Origin of the sequence: Avibacterium paragallinarum (assembly GCF_011765605.1) — a bacterium.
GTDB lineage: Bacteria > Pseudomonadota > Gammaproteobacteria > Enterobacterales > Pasteurellaceae > Avibacterium > Avibacterium paragallinarum.
In genome coordinates this window covers 1,032,639-1,053,007 of sequence record NZ_CP050316.1, presented here as the reverse complement: position 1 = coordinate 1,053,007, position 20,369 = coordinate 1,032,639, and the positions used below count along the sequence as shown (strand labels likewise).

Below are 20,369 nucleotides of genomic sequence, written 5' to 3'. Positions count from 1 at the left end.
GGGAAATCATTGTTTATCAGACAACGATTTCCCTCATTTGTTGCATTGGGTCTAATTAATAATCTGAACGGCGAGCGAGAATTTCTCGCTTGCCATTTTGCAATGGCGAAACGATGCCTTGTTCCTCAAGCTGATCCATAATGCGTGCGGCACGGTTGAAGCCGACACGGAATTTGCGTTGAATTGAAGATGCGGAGGTTGTGCCTGTTTCAATCACAAAATTCATCACCTCATCGAAAAGATCGTCCAACTCCCCGTCATCGCCCGTGCGTGGCGTGTCGCTGTCTTCCTCTTCTGCACTATCCAAAATGCCCTCAATGTAGTTCGGTTTCCCTCTTGCCCGCCAATCATCAGCCACGCGTGCTACTTCGTCATCGCTCATAAATGCCCCGTGTACGCGGATTAGATCGGAAGAGCCTTGTCCTGAATACAGCATATCCCCGCGTCCGAGCAAGGTTTCTGCCCCGCCTTGATCTAAAATGGTACGCGAGTCGATTTTACTCGCCACCGTAAAGGCGATACGACTTGGGATATTGGCTTTGATTAGCCCTGTAATCACGTCCACCGACGGGCGTTGGGTGGCTAAAATCAAATGAATGCCGATGGCACGGGCTTTTTGTGCAAGCCGTGCGATCAATTCTTCAATTTGCTTCCCAGCCACCATCATTAAATCAGCAAATTCATCGACAATCACCACGATGTAGCTGAGTTTTTCTAATGCAGGTGGCATTGCGTCCATTGTGTCGCCTGGTCGCCAAATTGGGTTGGGAATCGGCATTCCCATTGCGTTATATTCCTCGATTTTTTCATTGTAGCCTTCGATATTCCGCACCCGTAACGCGGAGAGTAATTGATAGCGACGTTCCATTTCGTCCACGCACCAACGCAGGGCATTGGCGGCTTTTTTCATATCCGTAACCACTTCGGTTAAGAGATGAGGAATGCCATCGTAAATCGAAAGCTCGACCACTTTCGGGTCAATCATAATAAATTTGACTTCTTCAGGTTTCACGCGAAATAACAAGCTTAAAATCATTGTATTCACGCCAACGGATTTCCCTGATCCCGTTGAGCCTGCCACCAATAAATGTGGCATTTTGGCTAAATCCACCACAATCGGGTTACCGCTGATGTCTTTCCCCAATGCCATTGAAAGCAGGGATTTTGATTCACGAAATTCGGGGCTGTCTAACACATCACGCAGTGGTACCATTTGGCGGTGCAAATTTGGTGTTTCAATGCCAATGTAAGGCTTGCCCGGAATGACCTCAGCCACACGGATTGAGCGGAACATTAACGCTCGGGCTAAATCCGTATCAATGCTGGTAACTTTCGAGGCTTTCACGCCTGGCTGGAGTTCCAATTCATAACGGGTAACCACAGGCCCAACTAACACATCTTTCACGGTGGCTTTCACATTGAAGTTTCGCAGTTGCTGCTCAATGCGTTGCGAGGTGTCTAAAATTTCCTCGCGGGTGATTTCTTGCACTTCCACCTGACGTTTTTCTAGCAGATCCAAGCTCGGCAACGGTGTTGTCGGCTTTTCTTTAATGCTCACCTGCTTTTGTAATGCGGGGTGGATTAAGGAGTCGCCGTAAGGCTTATAGCTTGGCTGATTTGACGCGGGTTCTTGTTCTGCCAAAATGTGTTCTAACGTGTCCTCTTCGTTGATCTCTTTCGCCCGTTGTTGCATTTCAGCTAAACGCTGTTGCTCTTGTGCGGCAAATTGACGTGCCAAATCGTCCATTTCATCGCTTGGCTCGGCGAAATCTTCTGTAACCTGATAAGCCTCCACCGAATAGTCTGGAATGGAAACTTTTAACTCAGGTTCATTAGGTGCTTCATACGGCAAAAATTCCTCCGAAAAACTGACCGCACTTTGTGTATTTGCAGGTTGCGATATGGCGTGCAACTCAGGCTTTTGCGGAGTGATGGGCGGTGAAATTTGTGGACTGACAAGTTCAACTTGCACCACAGGTGCAACCGCTGAGGTAGATTGCGGAAGGCTCACATTTGGCAAGCTGTCGTCCTGCCCAACATCATAACGCGAAAATAATTCCATTTTACGCGGATCAAAAAGCGTCGCATTATTTTCCGTATTTTCTGCAGAGGAAGGAGCATTATCAGAAGCCACTGGTTGGGTTAATTCTTTCAAGCCGCTAATTTGAATAAACGGCTGATTGGATTTAGGCGATTCAGCCTCTTCGCTTTGCTCCGTGTTTTCTGCCTGTTGTGGTTCTGGGCGAGGCTCAACTTTATGAATGATGATCTCCTCCAAAGGCACTGGCTCGCTTTGTTCTTGCGGTTCTTCAGGCGTTGCCATTGTGGGAGTTTTGTGTTCATTCATTGTAAGCCAATAATAAAACCGTACAAAAAGCTGTATTAGCACTTTACCCGAACACAGTACAAAGCCCGCTACGGTAAACAATAAAGCGGACAAAATAAGCCCAGCTTTGCCTAAAATGGGATAAAGGGAAACGACCAAACTGCCCCCCAACACGCCACCCGCCAAATACGCGCTGGTGTTGGAAAGCAACAGCGTGGCTAATGTGGTTAATCCCGCGAATAATATCACGCCGCCGAGGGTGCGAATGGCAGCTTTGATCGCAGTAAGCTGAGTAAATTTTTTCGTTTTAAATAAATAAATCGGCACAAAGCACAATATAAAGGGGATCACATTGCCGATATGCCCAAACAAGGTGAAAAATAAGCCTATGAGCCAAGCTCCTAACGCCCCTGCCTTGTTGATCGTTTCTGGCTGCGAGGAAGACACCGCCCAAGTGTTATCAAATGGGCTGTAACTTGACCACGCGACAATCAAATATAAGCCAAACAGAGAAATAATACCTAAGCATAATTCACCCATATATTGCTTTGGCGTGAGATTTGTTGTTATTCGTTTAATCATTTTATTTTAATTGTAAAAAATTGGTCTGTTTCACTTCTTCCATTACCACATAGGTACGCGTGTCATTCACGCCCGGCAAACGCAATAAGGTCGTGCCAAGTAATTTGCGGTAAGCTGCCATATCTGCCACGCGGGTTTTCAATAAATAGTCGAAATCCCCCGAAACCAAATGGCATTCTTGAATTTCATCAAGCTGCTGCACTGCATCATTAAATTCTTCAAACACATCAGGCTTACCACGCACAAGGGTAATTTCCACAATCACCAATAGCGGAGAGTCCAACAGCTCAGGGTTAAGCAAAGCACGATAGCCCATAATCACCCCTTGTTTTTCCAAACGCTTTACCCGCTCCAAACAAGGCGTTGGCGAAAGTCCCACTTTTTTTGATAAATCAATATTTGAAATTTTGCCATTACGTTGTAATTCATTGAGAATTTTTATATCTATCGCGTCAAGTGCTTTAGGTAATTTCTTTTCCATAATATTTTTCACCACAAATTGCGGAATTCACCGCTTAAAATAAAAATAACACTTAATTTTACACTATTTTATGCAATTTTATAGGGAGAGATTCGTTCTTGAAAGGTTAAAATTTTTCATAAAAAATGATAACACTTTATAAATCGCTAAAGCTGTTGATACACTTTTATTGCATAGGCATCAGACATTCCTGCGATGTAATCGCAGATGATCCGCTTTTTTTGCTCCGCTGAAGCCATTTTCCAGCGATTTGCCGTGTTACGAGGTAACAAGCGTTCGGGGTCGCTTTCAAAAATTTGGAACATTTCGGTGAGCATTCTTTGCCCTTTATATTCAATACGTTGGGTGGTTACATCGCAAATGACATATTTCAACACAAAATCTTTGAACACCTTCAGCACCGCGAGGACGTCTTCGGGAAGCTCGGCGTTATAACGTAACAAAGGCTCAGTAAAATCTGCTGTGATTTTCCACCGCACATTGGTGATAAAATAGTTCACTAATGCCCCAATCGCATTTTTTCGCTCATAATGGTGTGCTGAAAATAATTTTTCACTGAGTGCATCAATATGCTCTCTTATCCACGGGGACGAGCTATTTTTTAATTGTGCTAAAGCTTCTTGCCATTGTTGCAAATGAATAACCCCCACCACAATGGCATCTTCCAGATTGTGAACACCGTAGGCAATGTCGTCTGCCAGCTCCATAATACTGCAATCTAAGGATTTATAACGGGTTTTTAAGGTTTGTTGCGAGGTTTCGCGTAGTGAGCTAAGGGTTTGAAATAAATGGCGATCCGCCTCGCTCAGTGGAGCGAGTAACCAATCAAACATCGCTTTATCCTCGCGGAACAATCCCTTCCCAGGAATCCAGTCCGTCAGTTTAATGGAAAAGGGATTGCTATGATTTGGCATCGCCAGCTCCGCATATTGCGGGGAGACCTCATCTAAAATCGCTGGATATTTCACCACACCGAGCAATGTGCGGCGGGTTAAATTCATTCCTGCGTTGAGGGTATAAGGCTCTAATTTGGTTAAAACACGGAAAGTTTGGGCGTTACCCTCAAAACCGCCGTGGGATTGCATCATATAATTTAATGCCACTTCCCCACCATGTCCAAAAGGCGGGTGTCCGATATCGTGTGCAAAACACAGGCTTTCAATCAGATCATTAGAGGGCAGCAACGGTTTGAGTTGCTTTTGTAACTGTGCATTTTCGATGTTGAGCTGTTGGGCTAGATGGGTAAAGGCTTCGCTAAATTTCAGTTGAGAAACAAGGCTGCTGCCAATTTGAGCCACCTCTAAAGAATGGGTCAAGCGAGTGCGATAAAAATCATTCTCCCCCACCGCGTGAATTTGGGTTTTCGCTTGCAGGCAACGAAAGGCGGCACTGTGCAAAATCCGTCCGCGATCACGGCGAAATGGCGGGCGATGATCTTTTTCTCTTGGATTATCATTAATAAATCGTTCAAGCCAAAGGGGGTTAATGCTATTTTTCATATTATGCCACCATAAGATAAATGAATTTGAACACAAAAGGGGCAAAAATTGAACTTAAAATACCACAAAGCACAAGGGAAATGGAACTAAAATTCCCCGCTTTAGGATCAGTTTCCATACAGCTTACCGTTCCCAAAACGTGGGAAACCGCTCCCACGGATAAGCCTATCGCTTGTGAATGCTTAATCCTTATGGTCTTTAAAATGACATAGCCGAACATTGAGCCTTGCAGCCCAGCCAATAGCACTGCCACCGCTGCCACAGAGGGAATGCCGCCTAAATTGTCCGCAATTTCCATTGCAATCGGCGTAGTTACAGATTTCGGCAAAATGGTCGCTACGATCTCAGGCTCAGCCCCCAACAATAAAGCCAAAATCGCCCCAACACACATTGAAAAGAAAGATGAAAGTGCGGTAATAAATAAAATCGTTTTCCAATAAGCCTGAATTTGGCGGAATTGTTCATAGAGAGGCAATGCTAATGCCACGACGCTCACGCCAAGCAAATGATTTAACGGGGCATTGCCTTGATAGTAATCCTCATAAGGCAAATGAAAAATTAACACGATGGTAATCAACATCGCCACGGTCAAAATAAAACTGTTAAATACTAAGGATTTCAAGCGTTTACTTATTTGCAATGCCAGTGCAAAGACAACAATCGTCAGCAATGTGTAAGCGTAAATCATTGATTCCCCCTACTCGCTTTCGCCCGTTTTTTTAACACTTTTTTACGCAAGCCAGAAAATGAGCCTTGTGAAAACAGATAATCCGCCAAAATTCCGCTTAATACGAGGGTGAGCATTGTTGCCACAATATTGGGAATGAGCAACACTTTGGCTTGGCGAGCGAGAAGATCGGAATATTGAATAATCCCAACGCTAACCGGCACAAACAGCACTGCCATATAACGCATTAACAAACTTGCACCAGCAAAAATCCAATGCACTTTAATCACTTGCAACATCAAACACATAAATAACAGCAACAGCCCCCAAATACTGCCTGGAATGCCGAGCGGGATAAAATGGGCGATTTGCTCCCCGAGAAAATACATTGAGAAAAGAATAATAAAAGAACGCAATAACTGAAAAATCTTCTGGATCATAAGGCTATAAATTATAAATTCATCAAAATCGAGATAATTCTACTCTTATTTTATTCGTTTTGTTATGAGTTTTCGTTACAATACGCTGAAAAATTCAACCTTTTTTAAAATCAATATGATTAGAATGTTAAGAAAGCATTTATTCTTCTTCATTTTTACATTATTTATGCTCCCTCAGGCAGAAGCAGTTCGCTCCGTTCAATGCCTTGTGGTGGCTGTTTCAGACGGTGATACCTTTCGCTGTTTACTCGCTAATAATAAGCAAATTAAGGTGCGTTTAGACAGCATTGACGCCCCCGAAAAAAAACAGCCCTTTGGTTCAAAAGCTCGCCAAACCTTAGCGGATTTCATTCGTAAACAACAAGTCCGGCTTGAAATTAAGGGCTATGATCGCTACCAACGCACCCTTGCCACAGTGTATAACTCACACAACCAAAATATCAATCTCGCAATGGTAAAATTGGGAATGGCGTGGGTGTATCAACACTATGCCAAAGATCCGCAATATTTCCAAGCACAACAGCAAGCCCAGCAACGCCGTCTCGGTTTATGGCGAGATCCTAACCCGATTTACCCCGAACAATGGCGAAAAATGCAAAGTGAGCAACGTAAACAGAAACCTCAGCAAAAAGAAGGATTATTCTATGGCTTTTGATCCCGCCACCTTTCGCCGCGATTTTCCCTATTTCCACCAAGCAGGGGCTGCGGTTTATCTCGACAGTGCGGCAACCAGTTTAAAACCGCAAGTGCTGATTGATGCCACCACCGCCTTTTATTGTTCAGCGGGATCCGTGCATCGTAGTCAATATGATGAAAAACAGACCGCACTTTATGAACAGGCTCGCCGCCGCGTGAAGCATCTCATCAATGCTGAAAGTGAACAGGGGATCATCTGGACATCAGGCACAACCCACGCGATTAATTTGGTCGCCAACGGCTTACTTTCCCAGCTCTCACCACAAGATAACATTATTATCAGCGAAGCCGAGCACCACGCCAATTTTGTCAGTTGGCAGCAGCTCAGCGAAAAATCGGGGGCGAAGCTGGTGGTTCTCCCGTTACTTGATAACGGCATTATTGATGATCGTGCATTCAAAAGTGCGGTCAATAAAAACACCAAAATTGTCGCCCTGAATGTGATGTCTAATGTAACGGGAGCGGTGCAACCGTTGGCGGAATTTATCCCCTTTATTCGTCAGCACAGTCAAGCCTTTGTTTTGCTGGACACAGCCCAAGCCATTAATCATCTTCCCATTGATTTTCAACAACTTGACGCTGATTTCCTCACCTTTTCTGCCCATAAAATCTATGGCCCTACCGGGCTTGGGGTGCTAGCTGGAAAATTAACCGCACTTAACCCACTTCAGCCCTTATTATTCGGCGGCAAAATGGTGCAACAGGTTAGCCCAACCCACACCAGCTTTGCGGAGTTGCCTTATCGTTTAGAAGCAGGCACGCCAAATATTGCGGGGGTAATCGGCTTTAATGCGGTGTTGGAATGGCTAGAAAAATGGGATAACCTCGCCGCTCATCGCTATGTCGCCACATTAAGTGAAAGCCTCATTGCACGCTTGAAACAATATCCAAACTGTCAGCTGTTTACTTGCGACACACACAGCCCGATCATTAGCTTTTTATTTAACGGCATCGATCTTTCTGATCTCGCTACCCTTTTGGCAGAACAAAACATCGCATTGCGTGCGGGTGAACATTGTGCTCAACCCTATTTGGCAAGGCTAAAACAACGTGGTACATTACGCCTCTCCCTCGCCCCCTACAACAATGCACAAGATATTGAACAGTTTTTTACCGCGTTAGATAACGCCCTCGCATTATTAGAGTAAACCGATGAGAACACAAATCAAGAACGCCCCAAGTTGGGAAGAACGCTACCGTTTACTGATTCAGAGCGGAAAAAATCTGCCCCGCCCTGATGAACAACAACTCGCCCAAATGCAACCCATTTCGGGCTGCGAAGCGAACGTGTGGTTTAAAATCGAGCCACAAAACGACCGCACTTTTCATTTTCACGCTTTTAGCGAAGCACGGATTATCAACGGCTTATTGTGGCTGTTATTACAAGAGATCAACGGTAAAACTGCCGAACAACTGCAACAGTTTAATTTGACAGCATATTTTTTAGATTTAGGTATCGCACAACGGTTAAGCAGTACGCGACTAAACGGCTTGAAACAGATCGAGCGACTTGTGCAAAATTTAGCAACTTGTACGAATTAAGGCTGTCGAAATAAAAAAACTTGCTATAATTGCCACAAATCAAAGTCTCAGGAATGATGATGAAAAAAACATTTTCTGCATTTTTACTTTCAACGCTATTTTCCACCACACTTTTCGCCCAGTGGGAAATGGTGGGCAACGCTGATTACAACTGGGGACCTTTCCAAATTTACACCCTCAGCCTTTACACTGAAACGGGGAGTTACCAAGAAAACCAACGTCCGCTCATGCTTTCTTTCAATTTTGATAAGCCTGTGGAAGGAAAAAGTTTTGCCATCAGTTTAATTAAAGAAATTAAATCGATTAACGATGAAAAAGAGATTCAGAATTGGTTAAGTGCATTACAAAAAATCTTTCCAGATTTCTCTCCCAAAGATGTTTTGAGCTATATTGCATTGTCAAACAAAGGCTATTTTATTTTAAATGATACCGTGTTAGATAATGAATTTGACGATAATTTCAACCACGCATTAATCACTAGCTTGTTATCTCCGCAAGGTAGTTATAGCAAAATTCTCCCCCAGCTACTTGGCAAAGAAAAAAGCCAACATAGCCCAAAAGAACATCTACTTGATACGCCTGATGTAGAAAAAATCAACGAGGAAGAACTAAAACCTCAACTTCCCCCACAATTCGAACTTGATCGCCAAACTCAGGAAGAAGTTTAGCAACAAATAAAAGAGCGGATAATTTTAATCCGCTCTATTTTTATGCTGTTTTAAAGGCTCTTATTTGTTGCAAATGTTGCGAAATTTTCTTGAATTTATGCCCTTCGTTGTCGTCCCAAACAATTTCATAAAATGGTGAAAGCACGTTCGCACTGCGTTGAGAATCGAGTACTTCATCTTGTGTCGAAAGGAAAACAAGGCAATTTCCTTGATTTTTCACACGGAAATTTTCTACGCATTTGGTCGCAATGTCTTGATATTCTTCAGGGCGATCGATTCTGCCTTGCATATTTTCATAGGGGAACAAATTCGGGTTAAAAATTGCCTGCTTAATACCGCACAAAAAGCCAATGCGTTCCGCCCAATAACCGCCTAGTCCCACACCACAAATTAAGGGTGAGGAATCTTTACTTTCTGAAATTAACTTATGCACCTCATTGAGTAAAAACTGCATATCGTAACGCGGGTGCAAGGTGCTGTAATTGATAAAACGCACATCGTCATCAATGAATTTGAGCTGCATTATTTTTTCGTGATTACCAGGGCTATTGGAATCAAAACCGTGTAAATAAATAATCATAAGAAACCTCATCAATATCAATGGAGCAATGGAAGTAGCATTTCTTCTCTAAAGCTCAACGCGAAAACAACGCATTTCCACATCAAACGCCCCTCTATTAAAGCAAAAACCTTGCTGTTTTACTACCGCACTTTGATTTAACGAGAAATTTCTTCCACATTTTTTGATCTCGCTCGGATTTTTCGCTCCAAATGCAAAATCATCTGCAAGGCAATGTCTAAGCCACTGGTCTTTTCGATCATTTCAAGCCCCGGGCTAGCATTGACTTCTAACACCAACAGCCCTTGACGGGAACGAATTAAATCCACCCCTGCCACATCTAAGCCCAGTGCTTGCGTGGCTGAAATGGCTATGTGCTTTTCTTCCTCGCTTAACCAAACTTGCTCCCCCACGCCGCCACGATGAATATTGGCACGAAACTCGCCATTTTGCCCCTTACGTTCCATTGCCGCGATCACCTTGCCATCAACCACAAAGCAACGCACATCTCCCCCTTGTGCTTCGGCGATAAACTGTTGCATTAGCACGGGGACATTAGAATGGGTGAGGGTTTCTACAATGCTATTCGCACTGCTGGCACTCTCCGCCAAGATCACCCCGATCCCTTGCGAACCGCTAAGGGTTTTCAAAATCGTTGGCGAGCCAATTAACTCAAGGCTTTCTTTCGGCTGGGTTTCATTGCCTGCCAATAATGAAGGCGGCACGGCAATGCCCCGTTGTAACAACAGTTGCAAACTCTGCCATTTATCACGGGCTTTTAAAAAAGGCTCAACCTCATTTAAACAAGCCACGCCCTGAGCCTGCAAATGTTGCAACACCGCACAGCCCATTTGCGTGCTGGCAGAACCAAATCGCGGCAACACGCCGTCATATTCGGGCAATAAGTCCGCTTTGGCATCACGGGCGGATTGATAATACAACTGAAAGTGCGGTGTTTTTCCCGCCCTATTTTTTTCGTTCAGCTTCAAAATAAAACGATTGGGATCGAGAATATCCATTTGATGACCGCAACTTTCCGCCGCCGCTTTTAAACGCTGACAGCTATAAAGGCGAGGCTCACGGCATAACATTAATAATTTCATTGAGTTGTTTCCACATCACGGGGTTAAATTTTCGATATATTACACCAATTACAGCAATGCTAAAAAATTCCTTTATTCTTTTTTATGAAATCAGTACAATCAACGCGATTTTTTAGCTTGCTAAGCAGTTGAGCCACAAAGTCTTCTGCTTAGCCTCAACAAAAGGAAAACACAATGTTTGTTGTTATTTTTGGTCGTTCAGGCTGCCCTTATTGCGTACGTGCAAAAGAGCTTGCCGAAAAATTAAAAACCAACCTTAGCGATTTCGATTATCGCTATGTGGATATTATTGAAGAAGGCATCAGCAAAGCAGATTTATCCGCTTCAGTAGGTAAACCCGTTGAAACCGTACCACAAATTTTCATTGACGAAGAACCTATCGGCGGCTACACGGATTTCGCTGCGTTAATGAAAGAACAGTTTGATATTGTGAATTAATGTGATGGTAAAAAATGCGGTGAAATTTCACCGCATTTTTTATATTGGTAGAATTTTGCTTGCATATTTACAGAAATGAATATAAATTCAATATAAATGAATAATTATACGGAAATAACTTATGCGTAGCACAGAACTCGTTCAATGGTTTAGGCAATCCACCCCCTATGTGAATATGCACAGAGGGAAAACCTTTGTGATTATGCTTGATGGCGATACCATTGCCAGCCCAAATTTTATCAATATTATCAATGACATCAGCCTACTGCATAGCTTAGGTATTAAACTGGTGATTGTTTTTGGGGCGAGGTTTCAAATCAACAGGCTATTATCTCAACAAGGTATCACCCCGCACTACCATAAAAATATTCGCATTACCGATCCCCACAGCCTTGATGTGGTGAAACAGGCGGTGGGGAAATTAAATTATGATATTTCCGCTCGCTTATCCCTGCGTCTACCTCATTCTGAGGTGATTAATGTGGTCAGTAGCAATTTTATTCTTGCTCAGCCTATTGGGGTTGATGATGGCGTAGATTATCAGCTCAGTGGCAAAATTCGCCGTATTGATAGCGAGAAAATTCAGCAACAATTAGATCAAGGCTCGATAGTGCTACTCGGCCCCATCGCCCCCTCTGTAACGGGAGAAACCTTTAATTTGCCTTTTGAAGAAGTGGCGACACAGGTCGCGATTAAACTCAAAGCAGAAAAATTAATTGGCTTTTCAGATACACAAGGGATTCTAAATCCCCAGCACGAAACCATTGCAGATTTGTTGCCACAGGAGGCGGAACTGCATTTGCAAGCCTTAATCGCACAAGATTTATACCACAGTTCGCAAGCACGTTTTTTGCAAGCTGCCATTGAGGTGTGTCGTGCAGGAGTGAAACGTTCACATTTGCTCAGCTATGAAGAAGATGGCTCATTATTGCAAGAATTATTCACCCGCGATGGGGTGGGAACACAGCTTTCAATGGAAAATTCAGAAACCATTCGCCTTGCAAATATAGCGGATATTCCAGCCTTGCTCGAATTAATACACCCATTAGAGCAACAAGGCATTTTAGTAAAACGCTCTCGCGAACAGCTAGAAATGGATATTGCGAACTATACGATCATTGACCGCGATGGCGTGGTAATCGCTTGTGCTGCTTTAAATGTTTACCCACAAGAAAATATGGCTGAAATGGCTTGCGTTGCCGTTCACCCTGATTACCGCAATTCTTCGCGTGGCGATATTTTATTAGAAGCCATTCAAAAGCGGGCAAAAGCGAAAAACATCAAGCAACTATTTGTGCTAACCACTCGAACCGTGCATTGGTTCCAAGAACGGGGTTTTTATTTAGCGAATGTGGAAGATCTGCCACAAGAAAAAAGAGATCATTATAACTACCAACGCCGCTCCAAAATTTTAATTCAAAACTTAGTGGATTAAGGACGGCTCAGGATAATGGGCAATATATATTGCCCTTCCAATTAGTGAAATGATTTCATTTGATGAGTACGTTGTCTTAAATATAAAAAGTGCGGTACTTTTTTTAGCAGTTTTGAAATAATCCCCTTTCAAAAGAGGGGGCTATACACCCCATTGTTGATCTTCATTAAAGAAAAATCGATAAAACCACGACCAATAAAAATCAAATGCCCTCCACTAAATTTAGGTTATATTAATTCAGTCCCAGACAAAGATATTTTATTTCTAAGAATTCATCAATACCATAATGTGATCCTTCCCTCCCAATGCCTGACTCTTTCACACCACCAAAAGGGGCAATTTCATTACTCACCAAGCCTTCATTAATGCCGACAATACCGTATTCCAATGCTTCAGACAAACGCCAAATACGCCCCATATTTTGCGTAAAAACATAAGCTGCTAAACCAAATTCCGTATCATTTGCCATTGCGATCACCTCTTCTTCCGTTTCAAATTTAAAAATAGGGGCTAACGGGGCGAAAGTTTCTTCTTTTGCTACAAGCATTGTTTGATTGACTTCACTTAAAATTGTTGGTTGAAAAAACGTTCCGCCCAATGAATGGCGTTTACCGCCTAGCATTAATTTAGCCCCTTTTTGTAATGCATCAGCAATATGATTTTGCACTTTTTCAACCGCACTTTCACGAATCAATGGCCCCATCGTTACCCCTGCTTGATTGGCCTCGCCAAGCTGGATTTGTTGCACTTTTTGCATAAATGCTTGTAAAAACGCATCATAAATGCCCGATTGCACATAAATTCGATTACTACAAATACAAGTTTGTCCTGCATTACGGAATTTTGAAGCAAAAACACCTTCTACAGCATTATCCAAATCGGCATCATCAAAGATTAACGCTGGTGCGTTTCCTCCCAGTTCTAAAGCCAATTTTTTGACGGTATTTGCCGATTGTGCCATTAATAATTTTCCCACTCGAGTAGATCCTGTAAAAGTCAGTTTACGCACGATCGGACTTTCGCAAATCACCCGCCCCACCTCTACGGCTTGTGTTGTTGGAATGACATTAAATACCCCTTTAGGCAATCCCGCTTGGTTGGCAAGCTCTGCCAATGCCAATGCAGAAAGTGGGGTTTCAGGAGCAGGCTTTAACACCACAGAACAGCCCGATGCCAATGCAGGAGCGGCTTTTCTAGTAATCATTGCGTTAGGAAAATTCCAAGGCGTAATTGCAGCAACTACGCCAATAGGTTGCTTTATTGTCATCAGACGATGGTTTGCTTTATCTGAAGCTAAAATCTCTCCTTGAACGCGTTTTGCTTCCTCCGCAAACCATTGAATAAAACTTGCACCATACAGCACTTCACCACGACTTTCTGTGATAGGCTTCCCTTGTTCAAGACTAATAATTTGTGCAAGTTGTTCTTGATTTTGCAAAATTAAGGCATACCATCGCATCAAAATGGCTGCTCGTTCTTTGGGTAAAATCCGTTTCCACTGTTTTTGAGCCTGTTCAGCTGCCACAATGGCTTGTTCTGTTTCAGTTTTACCTAAATCAGCAACCTGACAAATTTCTTGTTGTGTTGCAGGATTTAACACGGAAAATGTACGTCCGCTTTGTGCATCAACATATTCCCCATTAATATACCCTTGTGTTTTAATTAACGAAAATGCTTGCATATACATTCCTTTATGTTTACTGAGATTTTAGCTGTTTCCACTTTACCACTTATTCTACTTTCTTCTATATCTCTTTGTATTTTTTTACCTAAAAGTTGTTCTATAATTCTCAAATTTCGTATTTAATTTAGAAAATTTTTTACTATGATGTAAATTTATTTGCTAATTGTTTCAAGTTCTGATATTTATACCGCTTTTAAAAATGCCCTATTCCATTAATGCGGAATTTTTCAAAATAATCTTAACCCCTCCAAAGTGCGGTTAAAAATATAGCTGAATTTGACTATTGCTACAATGATATGAAGGTCAGTTATAACGTCATAAATGGAAGAATTACTATTAGGAGATACCGACAATGACAACATCATCTTTAAGTTTATTAGCCTTAGCTGGCGTTGAGCCTTATCAACCAAAAGAAGGCGAAGAATATATGAATGATGAGCAACTGCTTCATTTCAGAAAAATTCTTGAAGCTTGGCGTAATCAAATCCAAGAAGAAACCACTCGCACCGTTGCCTATATGCAAGATGAAGCCTCAAACTTCCCTGATCCAGCCGACCGAGCAACACAAGAAGAAGAATTCAGTTTAGAGTTACGCAACCGCGATCGCGAGCGTAAATTAATGAAAAAAATTGAAAATACGCTGAAAAAAATCGACACGGGCGATTTTGGTTACTGCGATTCTTGCGGCATTGAAATTGGCATTCGCCGTTTAGAAGCACGTCCAACGGCTGATTTATGTATTGATTGCAAGACCTTATCCGAAATTCGTGAAAAACAAATGATCGGTTAATGCCGTTTAATCACATTGCTTTACCAAAAAGTGCGGTCATTTTTAACCGCACTTTTCACACGTTTAATTTTCGCTTTTTCAAGCAAGGGGCTGACTATTTTAACCTTAATCAAAAATCTGTTTAAAAAGAAAACAGAAAAAACGGAAAACGAAACCCAACACAAAACGCCTGCGATTGCTCGTAAAACAAATCCTCGAAAAGGCAATAAAACCACGAGCAAAACCCAGCGTCCCGCTCCCGCTTTTGCACAACCCAAAGCAAAAGGGAAACCTGCACTTTCACGCCACGCCAATAAGCATATTCTTAGTGCTTCACAATACGGCATTCAGCCGCGAATGATGAGTAAAAATGCCTTGACGGTAGTACAAAAATTACAGCGTAACGGCTATGAAGCCTACATCGTCGGTGGCTGTGTGCGAGATTTACTGTTAGAGCAAAAACCAAAAGATTTTGATGTGGCAACCAATGCACGCCCTGAACAAGTGCAAGCCATTTTCCAACGCCAATGTCGCCTGATTGGTCGCCGTTTCCGCCTCGCTCACATAATGTTCGGACGGGATATTATCGAAGTGGCGACATTCCGTGCGAATCATTCCGAACATCACAGCGAACGTCAATCCAAGCAAAGCGATGAAGGTATGCTGTTGCGAGATAACGTTTACGGCACACTTGAGCAAGATGCAGAACGCCGTGATTTCAGTGTAAACGCCTTGTATTATAATCCGCAAGATAACAGCTTACGCGATTATTTTAACGGGGTGGAAGATCTGAAAGCGGGCAAATTACGCCTTATTGGTGATCCTGTGGTTCGCTATCAAGAAGATCCTGTGCGAATGCTGCGTGCAATCCGCTTTATGGCGAAGCTAGATATGTTCTTAGAAAAGCCAACGGAAACGCCAATTCGAGAAATGGCTCATTTGTTACGCCACATTCCGCCTGCACGTTTATACGATGAAAGCCAAAAACTTCTGCAAACGGGCAACGGGGTGAAAACCTACCATCTGTTGCGTCAATTTGGCTTATTTGAACAATTATTCCCGAGCTTAATGCCCTACTTCACGGAAAAACAAGACAGCTTTGCGGAGCGAATGATCCTCACCGCGTTAACCTCTACCGATGAACGTATTGCGGATAATTTACGCATTAATCCTGCCTTTTTGTTTGCCTGTTTCTTCTGGTATCCGCTCAGGGAAAAAGTGGAAGTCCTCAAAAACGAGGGAGGGCTGAATAATCACGACGCTTACGCTTTGGCAGGCAATGAAATTATTGATCAATTTTGCACCGCACTGGCTGCCCCACGCCGTCATACTACGGTAATTCGCGATATTTGGTTCTTGCAATTACAACTCTTAAAACGCACAGGCAACCAGCCTGCTCGCGTGATGGCACACCCTAAATTTAGGGCAGCTTTTGATTTGCTGGCAATGCGTGCCCAAGTGGAAGGTGGCGAAGCTATTGAGCTAGCGACGTGGTGGCACGAATATCAATTCAGTAATGAAGAACAGCGTAATGCCCTCGTGCAAGAGCAGCAAAAGCGTTATCCCGCGGCGAAGAAAAAACGCTATCGCTCTCGCAAACGCCGCATCAATAAAGAGGCATCAGCCTAATGAAATGCGTCTATATCGCTTTGGGCAGTAATTTAGCCACCCCAGTACAACAGCTTGAAAATGCCCTCAAAGCCTTAGCGGAGCTGGCGGATAGCGAATTAATCGCCGTTAGCCCGTTCTACCAAAGCAAACCGCTCGGGCCGCAAGATCAGCCCGACTACGTTAATGCGGTGGCTTGCCTGCACACGGCCCTTTCCCCCTTAGCCTTGCTCAATGAGCTACAACGCATTGAAAAGGAACAGGGGCGTGTGCGTTTACGCCGTTGGGGCGAACGCACGTTGGATTTGGATATACTGCTTTATGACAAAGAAATAAGGCAGTCAGAACGCCTCACTCTGCCCCATTATGATATGAAAAATCGCGAATTTGTGATCGTGCCACTCTACGACATCGCCCCCGATCTCATTTTGCCTGATGGCACAGCGGTGGAAACATTAGTGGCACATTTTACTCAGCATAATATGCAAAAATTGACGTAACTTTGTAACGAAATTGTAACTAAATGTAATCTAACAATGAGCAATGCACCAGACTAATTAAGTTCAAATCCCTCTACCCAAATAAAAGCGAGGGATAACCTATTTACTTGCTCAGTATTTTTACATTTTTAAACCCTTTATCTTTTAAATAAAGTGCTTGAAGCTTGCTCATTACCCCGCGTTCACAATAAAGCACATAGGTTTTGCTTTGATCTAACTCAGCAAATTGGCTGGAGAGTTTATAAAACGGCATTAGCTGGACTGTGGCATTCGCTAATTGCAACGGGTTTTCATCGCTTTCTTCGGGGCTACGAATATCAAGCACCACATCGTTCTCGCCTAAAATGGAAACCGTATCCACTTCCACTACCTCTTTTTCGGTTTGCTCAGCGATTTGTCGAATGTCTAAATACTGTGCATTTTGCACCGCACTTTCTAAAATGCTGAAATCAAACTGGGCTTCTTCGTGGAGAATTTTTTCTCGCACCGCTTTAACCGTCGGATTTTTAGAAATCACCCCACAAAATTCCGGCATTGATTTTGCAATATCCTCCGTGCCAATTTCTTTCGCCATTGCGATAATTTGTTCTTTATCGTGGGTGATAAGCGGACGTAGCACCAACGCCTCTGCTGCTTCATCAATTAAACGCAAATTGGTTAAGGTTTGGCTAGAAACTTGCCCTAAGGCTTCACCCGTAACAATGGCTTGAATGCCGAAACGCTCCGCAACTTTGCTCGCCGCTCGCACCATCATACGCTTCAACACTACGCCCATTTGTCCATTGTCAATTTTTTCTAAAATCTCCGCGACCACAGACTCAAAATTAATCGCCACAAAACGCACCTTGTGCGATCCGCTAAAACGATTCCAAATGTGATACGCCATTTGCTTCACGCCGATTTCGTGTGCCGCACCGCCAAGATTAAAGAAGCAATAATGCACCCTTGAACCACGACGAACGAGCATATAACTGGATACGCCAGAGTCAAAACCGCCCGAGATCAACGAAAGCACATCTTCTTGCGTGCCAATCGGATAACCGCCAAGCCCAAGATGACGTGCTTTCACCAACATCATTTTGTCATCTTCAATGTCAATGCGAACCGTAACCTCAGGCTGGCTCAGCTTGACTTTTGCACTGGCGATATGCTGATTTAACCCGCCCCCCACATAGCGTTCCACGTCTAAAGAAGAAAAATCGTGTTTCCCCTTGCGTTTCACGCGAACGCAAAAGGTTTTGTTTTCCAGTAACGGAGCGACATCTTGCAAGGTTTGCTGAAAAATATCGTGCAAATCAGCGAAAGGCTTTTCTTCCACTTCAAGAAAATGATGAATGCCGGGAACCCGCCCCAACAATTCGATGAGCAACGCCCGATTTACCTCATTTTTCGACCGCACTTCAATGTAATCCCAGTGCTTCACCACCGCAACGCTGTCATCATACTTGTTCAAAATATTGCGAATATTCCCCGTTAAGATTTTAATAAAACGTTTCCGCACGCTTTCACTTTTAATCATAATTTCAGGGAAAAGTTTAATAATAAATTTCATTAGCACGTTTCTATATCAAGAAAAAAATTGGGCGATATTGTACAACATCTTTCCCCAATCCCCAAAGCATCAACGCATATTTAGAAGTGCGGTGGTTTCTAATGCCGTTTTTTCTCAATGCAAAAACACCCTAAAAAAAACCACCGCACTTTTTAAAATCGCTCTTTTTCTTCCCCGTACAAATTGCCCGAATGAAAATAAAATTTTCAGAAAAGTAACGCCGAGCGAGAGCGAAGCGAACATCAGGCTTACAAAATTTTATTGAAATGAGGAACAGCAATGTTCGCAAAATTTCTTACTGCCAGACAAGGCGTTTTGCCGCAGACAGTACAAAAGTACGGCAAGGCAAAACAACGCAGTATGACAGTAAAAGAAATTTTGCGATAGTCGGGGTATACTTTTCTTTGCTTACTCACTTTTGGATAAGCAAAAGAAAGTAAGTCGCCAACGGCGAAACCGTTATCTCCCCAAAGAAAAAAGCAATCCTCCCCAACATAAAACCGAAAGAAGTTTACCTATATTCATTAACAAGCACACAAAAATACCGTACAATGTGGCATTTATTTTGGCTTCATAATAGGATAAACAATGGCACGCAAAGCAACGCAAAAGGCGGACGAGAACGCTTTAGATTTTGAAAGCACATTAACCCAGCTTGAAACCTTGGTTTCACGCTTGGAAAACGGCGATTTGCCCTTAGAACAAGCGTTAAAAGATTTTGAGGAAGGAATCAAATTGGCACAGCAAGGGCAAGAACGCTTACAGCAAGCGGAACAGCGTATTCAAATTTTACTGTCGAAAAGCGATAAAGCGGCATTAAGCGATTACCCTGCGAAAAATGAGAAGCAAAATGATGAGGAAAATTTTTCCTTTTAATGCGAAACCGAACACAAAAAATTAACCAATCAGCTGCTATGTATCACTTTTCACAAGATTTACAACAATGCCAAGTGCGGATCAATCATTTTCTCGCTCAGCAATTTGAGCCGATTGACAGCCGCCCCTCGCCCCTCGCTGAGGCGATGAAATATGCCTTATTGCTCGGTGGCAAGCGGGTTCGTCCTTTTTTAGTTTACGCAACGGGGAAAATGCTCGGGGCTGATCCTACTCATTTAGATTATGCCGCCGCAAGCATTGAAGCGATCCACGCCTATTCTTTGGTACACGATGACTTGCCCGCGATGGATAACGACAGCCTCAGACGTGGACACGCCACCTGCCACATCGCCTTTGATGAAGCCACGGCAATTTTAGCGGGTGATGCGTTGCAAGCCTTTGCTTTTGAGCTGTTAAGCCAAACACCAAATTTGTCCGCTGAACAACGTCTTGCCTTAGTGGCTGAGCTGGCTCAAGCGTCGGGCGTGAAAGGAATGTGCTTAGGGCAAAGCCTTGATTTACAAGCAGAACATCAACAGGTTAGCCTTGCGGAGTTGGAAAAAATTCACCGTAACAAAACGGGGGCGTTACTCAGTTGTGCGTTAAAAATGGGCTTTATTTGCTCCCCGCACTATCAAAATCAGCCATTAGCTGAACAACTTGAACGCTACGCCGCCGCCATTGGGCTTGCGTTTCAAGTACAAGATGACATTTTAGATATTGAGGGCGAGAGCGAAATTCTCGGCAAAACCGCGGGGGCAGATGTGGCAGCAGATAAAAGCACCTATCCGAAATTATTAGGCTTGGCGGGGGCAAAACAAAAGGCTCATCAGCTTTATCAACAATCCCTTGATGCACTAGAAAATGTGCCATTTGATAGTACCGCACTTAAAGCTCTTGCGGAATTTATCGTAACAAGAAAAAATTAAACAGCGTAGGACACC

At 43.2% G+C, this 20,369-nt stretch carries 20 protein-coding genes; 11 read left to right on the top strand and 9 right to left on the bottom strand.

Annotated elements, in window-relative coordinates; all coding sequences use genetic code 11:
• Window positions 1–55: 55 nt before the first annotated feature.
• The 5 genes from HBL79_RS05125 to HBL79_RS05105 form a co-directional block, all read right to left on the bottom strand.
• On the bottom strand, window positions 56–2,908 hold the full coding sequence (locus HBL79_RS05125) for a DNA translocase FtsK (protein ID WP_035684736.1): 2,853 nt from the start codon (window positions 2,906–2,908) through the stop codon (window positions 56–58).
• 1 nt (window position 2,909) lies between these two features.
• Window positions 2,910–3,389: a leucine-responsive transcriptional regulator Lrp gene (gene lrp / locus HBL79_RS05120; protein WP_017806582.1), complete on the bottom strand. Its 480-nt coding sequence runs from the start codon at window positions 3,387–3,389 to the stop codon at window positions 2,910–2,912.
• A gap of 146 nt (window positions 3,390–3,535) precedes the next feature.
• Entirely contained in the window at window positions 3,536–4,888 is a 1,353-nt protein-coding gene (locus HBL79_RS05115; RefSeq protein WP_046097394.1) for an anti-phage deoxyguanosine triphosphatase, read from the bottom strand.
• Window position 4,889: 1 nt separating this feature from the next.
• Window positions 4,890–5,576 (bottom strand): CidB/LrgB family autolysis modulator, encoded by a 687-nt coding sequence (locus HBL79_RS05110; RefSeq protein ID WP_035684739.1) that lies wholly within the window; start codon window positions 5,574–5,576, stop codon window positions 4,890–4,892.
• Window positions 5,573–5,995, bottom strand: a complete 423-nt coding sequence (locus tag HBL79_RS05105; RefSeq protein WP_035684740.1) for a CidA/LrgA family protein — start codon at window positions 5,993–5,995, stop codon at window positions 5,573–5,575. Before HBL79_RS05105 ends, HBL79_RS05110 begins: the two co-directional genes overlap by 4 nt.
• A 124-nt stretch (window positions 5,996–6,119) precedes the next feature.
• On the opposite strand from HBL79_RS05105, the gene HBL79_RS05100 reads away from it, so the two are divergent.
• Genes HBL79_RS05100 through HBL79_RS05085 form a run of 4 tightly spaced genes read left to right on the top strand, consistent with a single transcriptional unit; the run spans window position 6,120 to window position 8,901 of the window.
• Window positions 6,120–6,650, top strand: a complete 531-nt coding sequence (locus tag HBL79_RS05100) for a thermonuclease family protein (protein ID WP_046097444.1) — start codon at window positions 6,120–6,122, stop codon at window positions 6,648–6,650.
• Entirely contained in the window at window positions 6,640–7,839 is a 1,200-nt protein-coding gene (locus tag HBL79_RS05095) for an aminotransferase class V-fold PLP-dependent enzyme (RefSeq protein WP_035684741.1), read from the top strand. Before HBL79_RS05100 ends, HBL79_RS05095 begins: the two co-directional genes overlap by 11 nt.
• Window positions 7,840–7,843: 4 nt before the next feature.
• Window positions 7,844–8,233: a SufE family protein gene (locus tag HBL79_RS05090; RefSeq protein ID WP_035684744.1), complete on the top strand. Its 390-nt coding sequence runs from the start codon at window positions 7,844–7,846 to the stop codon at window positions 8,231–8,233.
• Window positions 8,234–8,286: 53 nt separating this feature from the next.
• Window positions 8,287–8,901, top strand: a complete 615-nt coding sequence (locus HBL79_RS05085) for a hypothetical protein (RefSeq protein WP_110478977.1) — start codon at window positions 8,287–8,289, stop codon at window positions 8,899–8,901.
• A gap of 40 nt (window positions 8,902–8,941) precedes the next feature.
• On the opposite strand, the gene ycfP is transcribed toward HBL79_RS05085, so the two are convergent.
• Together ycfP and HBL79_RS05075 are read right to left on the bottom strand one after the other, a co-directional pair.
• Window positions 8,942–9,481: an alpha/beta hydrolase YcfP gene (gene ycfP / locus HBL79_RS05080; RefSeq protein WP_035684749.1), complete on the bottom strand. Its 540-nt coding sequence runs from the start codon at window positions 9,479–9,481 to the stop codon at window positions 8,942–8,944.
• A gap of 137 nt (window positions 9,482–9,618) precedes the next feature.
• The gene (locus HBL79_RS05075) at window positions 9,619–10,563 is read right to left on the bottom strand and encodes an ATP-grasp domain-containing protein (protein ID WP_035684750.1); all 945 of its coding nucleotides are present in this window, start codon (window positions 10,561–10,563) and stop codon (window positions 9,619–9,621) included.
• Window positions 10,564–10,737: 174 nt separating this feature from the next.
• On the opposite strand from HBL79_RS05075, the gene HBL79_RS05070 reads away from it, so the two are divergent.
• Both HBL79_RS05070 and argA read left to right on the top strand, forming a co-directional pair.
• Window positions 10,738–11,001, top strand: a complete 264-nt coding sequence (locus HBL79_RS05070) for a GrxA family glutaredoxin (RefSeq protein ID WP_035684753.1) — start codon at window positions 10,738–10,740, stop codon at window positions 10,999–11,001.
• Between the two features lie 121 nt (window positions 11,002–11,122).
• The gene (argA, locus tag HBL79_RS05065) at window positions 11,123–12,436 is read left to right on the top strand and encodes an amino-acid N-acetyltransferase (protein ID WP_035684756.1); all 1,314 of its coding nucleotides are present in this window, start codon (window positions 11,123–11,125) and stop codon (window positions 12,434–12,436) included.
• A gap of 232 nt (window positions 12,437–12,668) precedes the next feature.
• Here the strand turns inward: argA and HBL79_RS05060 are convergent, their stop codons facing one another.
• Entirely contained in the window at window positions 12,669–14,117 is a 1,449-nt protein-coding gene (locus tag HBL79_RS05060) for an NAD-dependent succinate-semialdehyde dehydrogenase (protein ID WP_035684760.1), read from the bottom strand.
• Window positions 14,118–14,472: 355 nt separating this feature from the next.
• Here HBL79_RS05060 and dksA point away from each other — a divergent pair, with 355 nt between their 5' ends.
• From dksA to folK, 3 genes are all read left to right on the top strand, one after another.
• Complete coding sequence (gene dksA / locus HBL79_RS05055; protein WP_017806564.1) at window positions 14,473–14,910, top strand: RNA polymerase-binding protein DksA; 438 nt, start codon at window positions 14,473–14,475, stop codon at window positions 14,908–14,910.
• A gap of 336 nt (window positions 14,911–15,246) precedes the next feature.
• Window positions 15,247–16,518, top strand: coding sequence for a polynucleotide adenylyltransferase PcnB (gene pcnB, locus HBL79_RS05050; RefSeq protein ID WP_370539164.1), 1,272 nt, complete (start codon window positions 15,247–15,249; stop codon window positions 16,516–16,518).
• Window positions 16,518–16,997: a 2-amino-4-hydroxy-6-hydroxymethyldihydropteridine diphosphokinase gene (gene folK / locus HBL79_RS05045; RefSeq protein ID WP_035684762.1), complete on the top strand. Its 480-nt coding sequence runs from the start codon at window positions 16,518–16,520 to the stop codon at window positions 16,995–16,997. The genes pcnB and folK overlap by 1 nt, the downstream gene beginning before the upstream one ends.
• 103 nt (window positions 16,998–17,100) lie before the next feature.
• Here folK and thiI read toward each other — a convergent pair whose 3' ends face one another.
• Window positions 17,101–18,549: a tRNA uracil 4-sulfurtransferase ThiI gene (thiI, locus tag HBL79_RS05040; protein ID WP_035684763.1), complete on the bottom strand. Its 1,449-nt coding sequence runs from the start codon at window positions 18,547–18,549 to the stop codon at window positions 17,101–17,103.
• Between the two features lie 588 nt (window positions 18,550–19,137).
• Between thiI and xseB the strand changes: the two genes are divergently transcribed.
• Both xseB and ispA read left to right on the top strand, forming a co-directional pair.
• Window positions 19,138–19,425: an exodeoxyribonuclease VII small subunit gene (xseB, locus tag HBL79_RS05035; protein ID WP_035684766.1), complete on the top strand. Its 288-nt coding sequence runs from the start codon at window positions 19,138–19,140 to the stop codon at window positions 19,423–19,425.
• 38 nt (window positions 19,426–19,463) lie between these two features.
• Window positions 19,464–20,354 carry a (2E,6E)-farnesyl diphosphate synthase gene (ispA, locus tag HBL79_RS05030; RefSeq protein ID WP_035685234.1) on the top strand — a complete coding sequence of 297 codons (891 nt, stop codon included), beginning with the start codon at window positions 19,464–19,466 and terminating at the stop codon, window positions 20,352–20,354.
• Window positions 20,355–20,369: the final 15 nt, after the last annotated feature.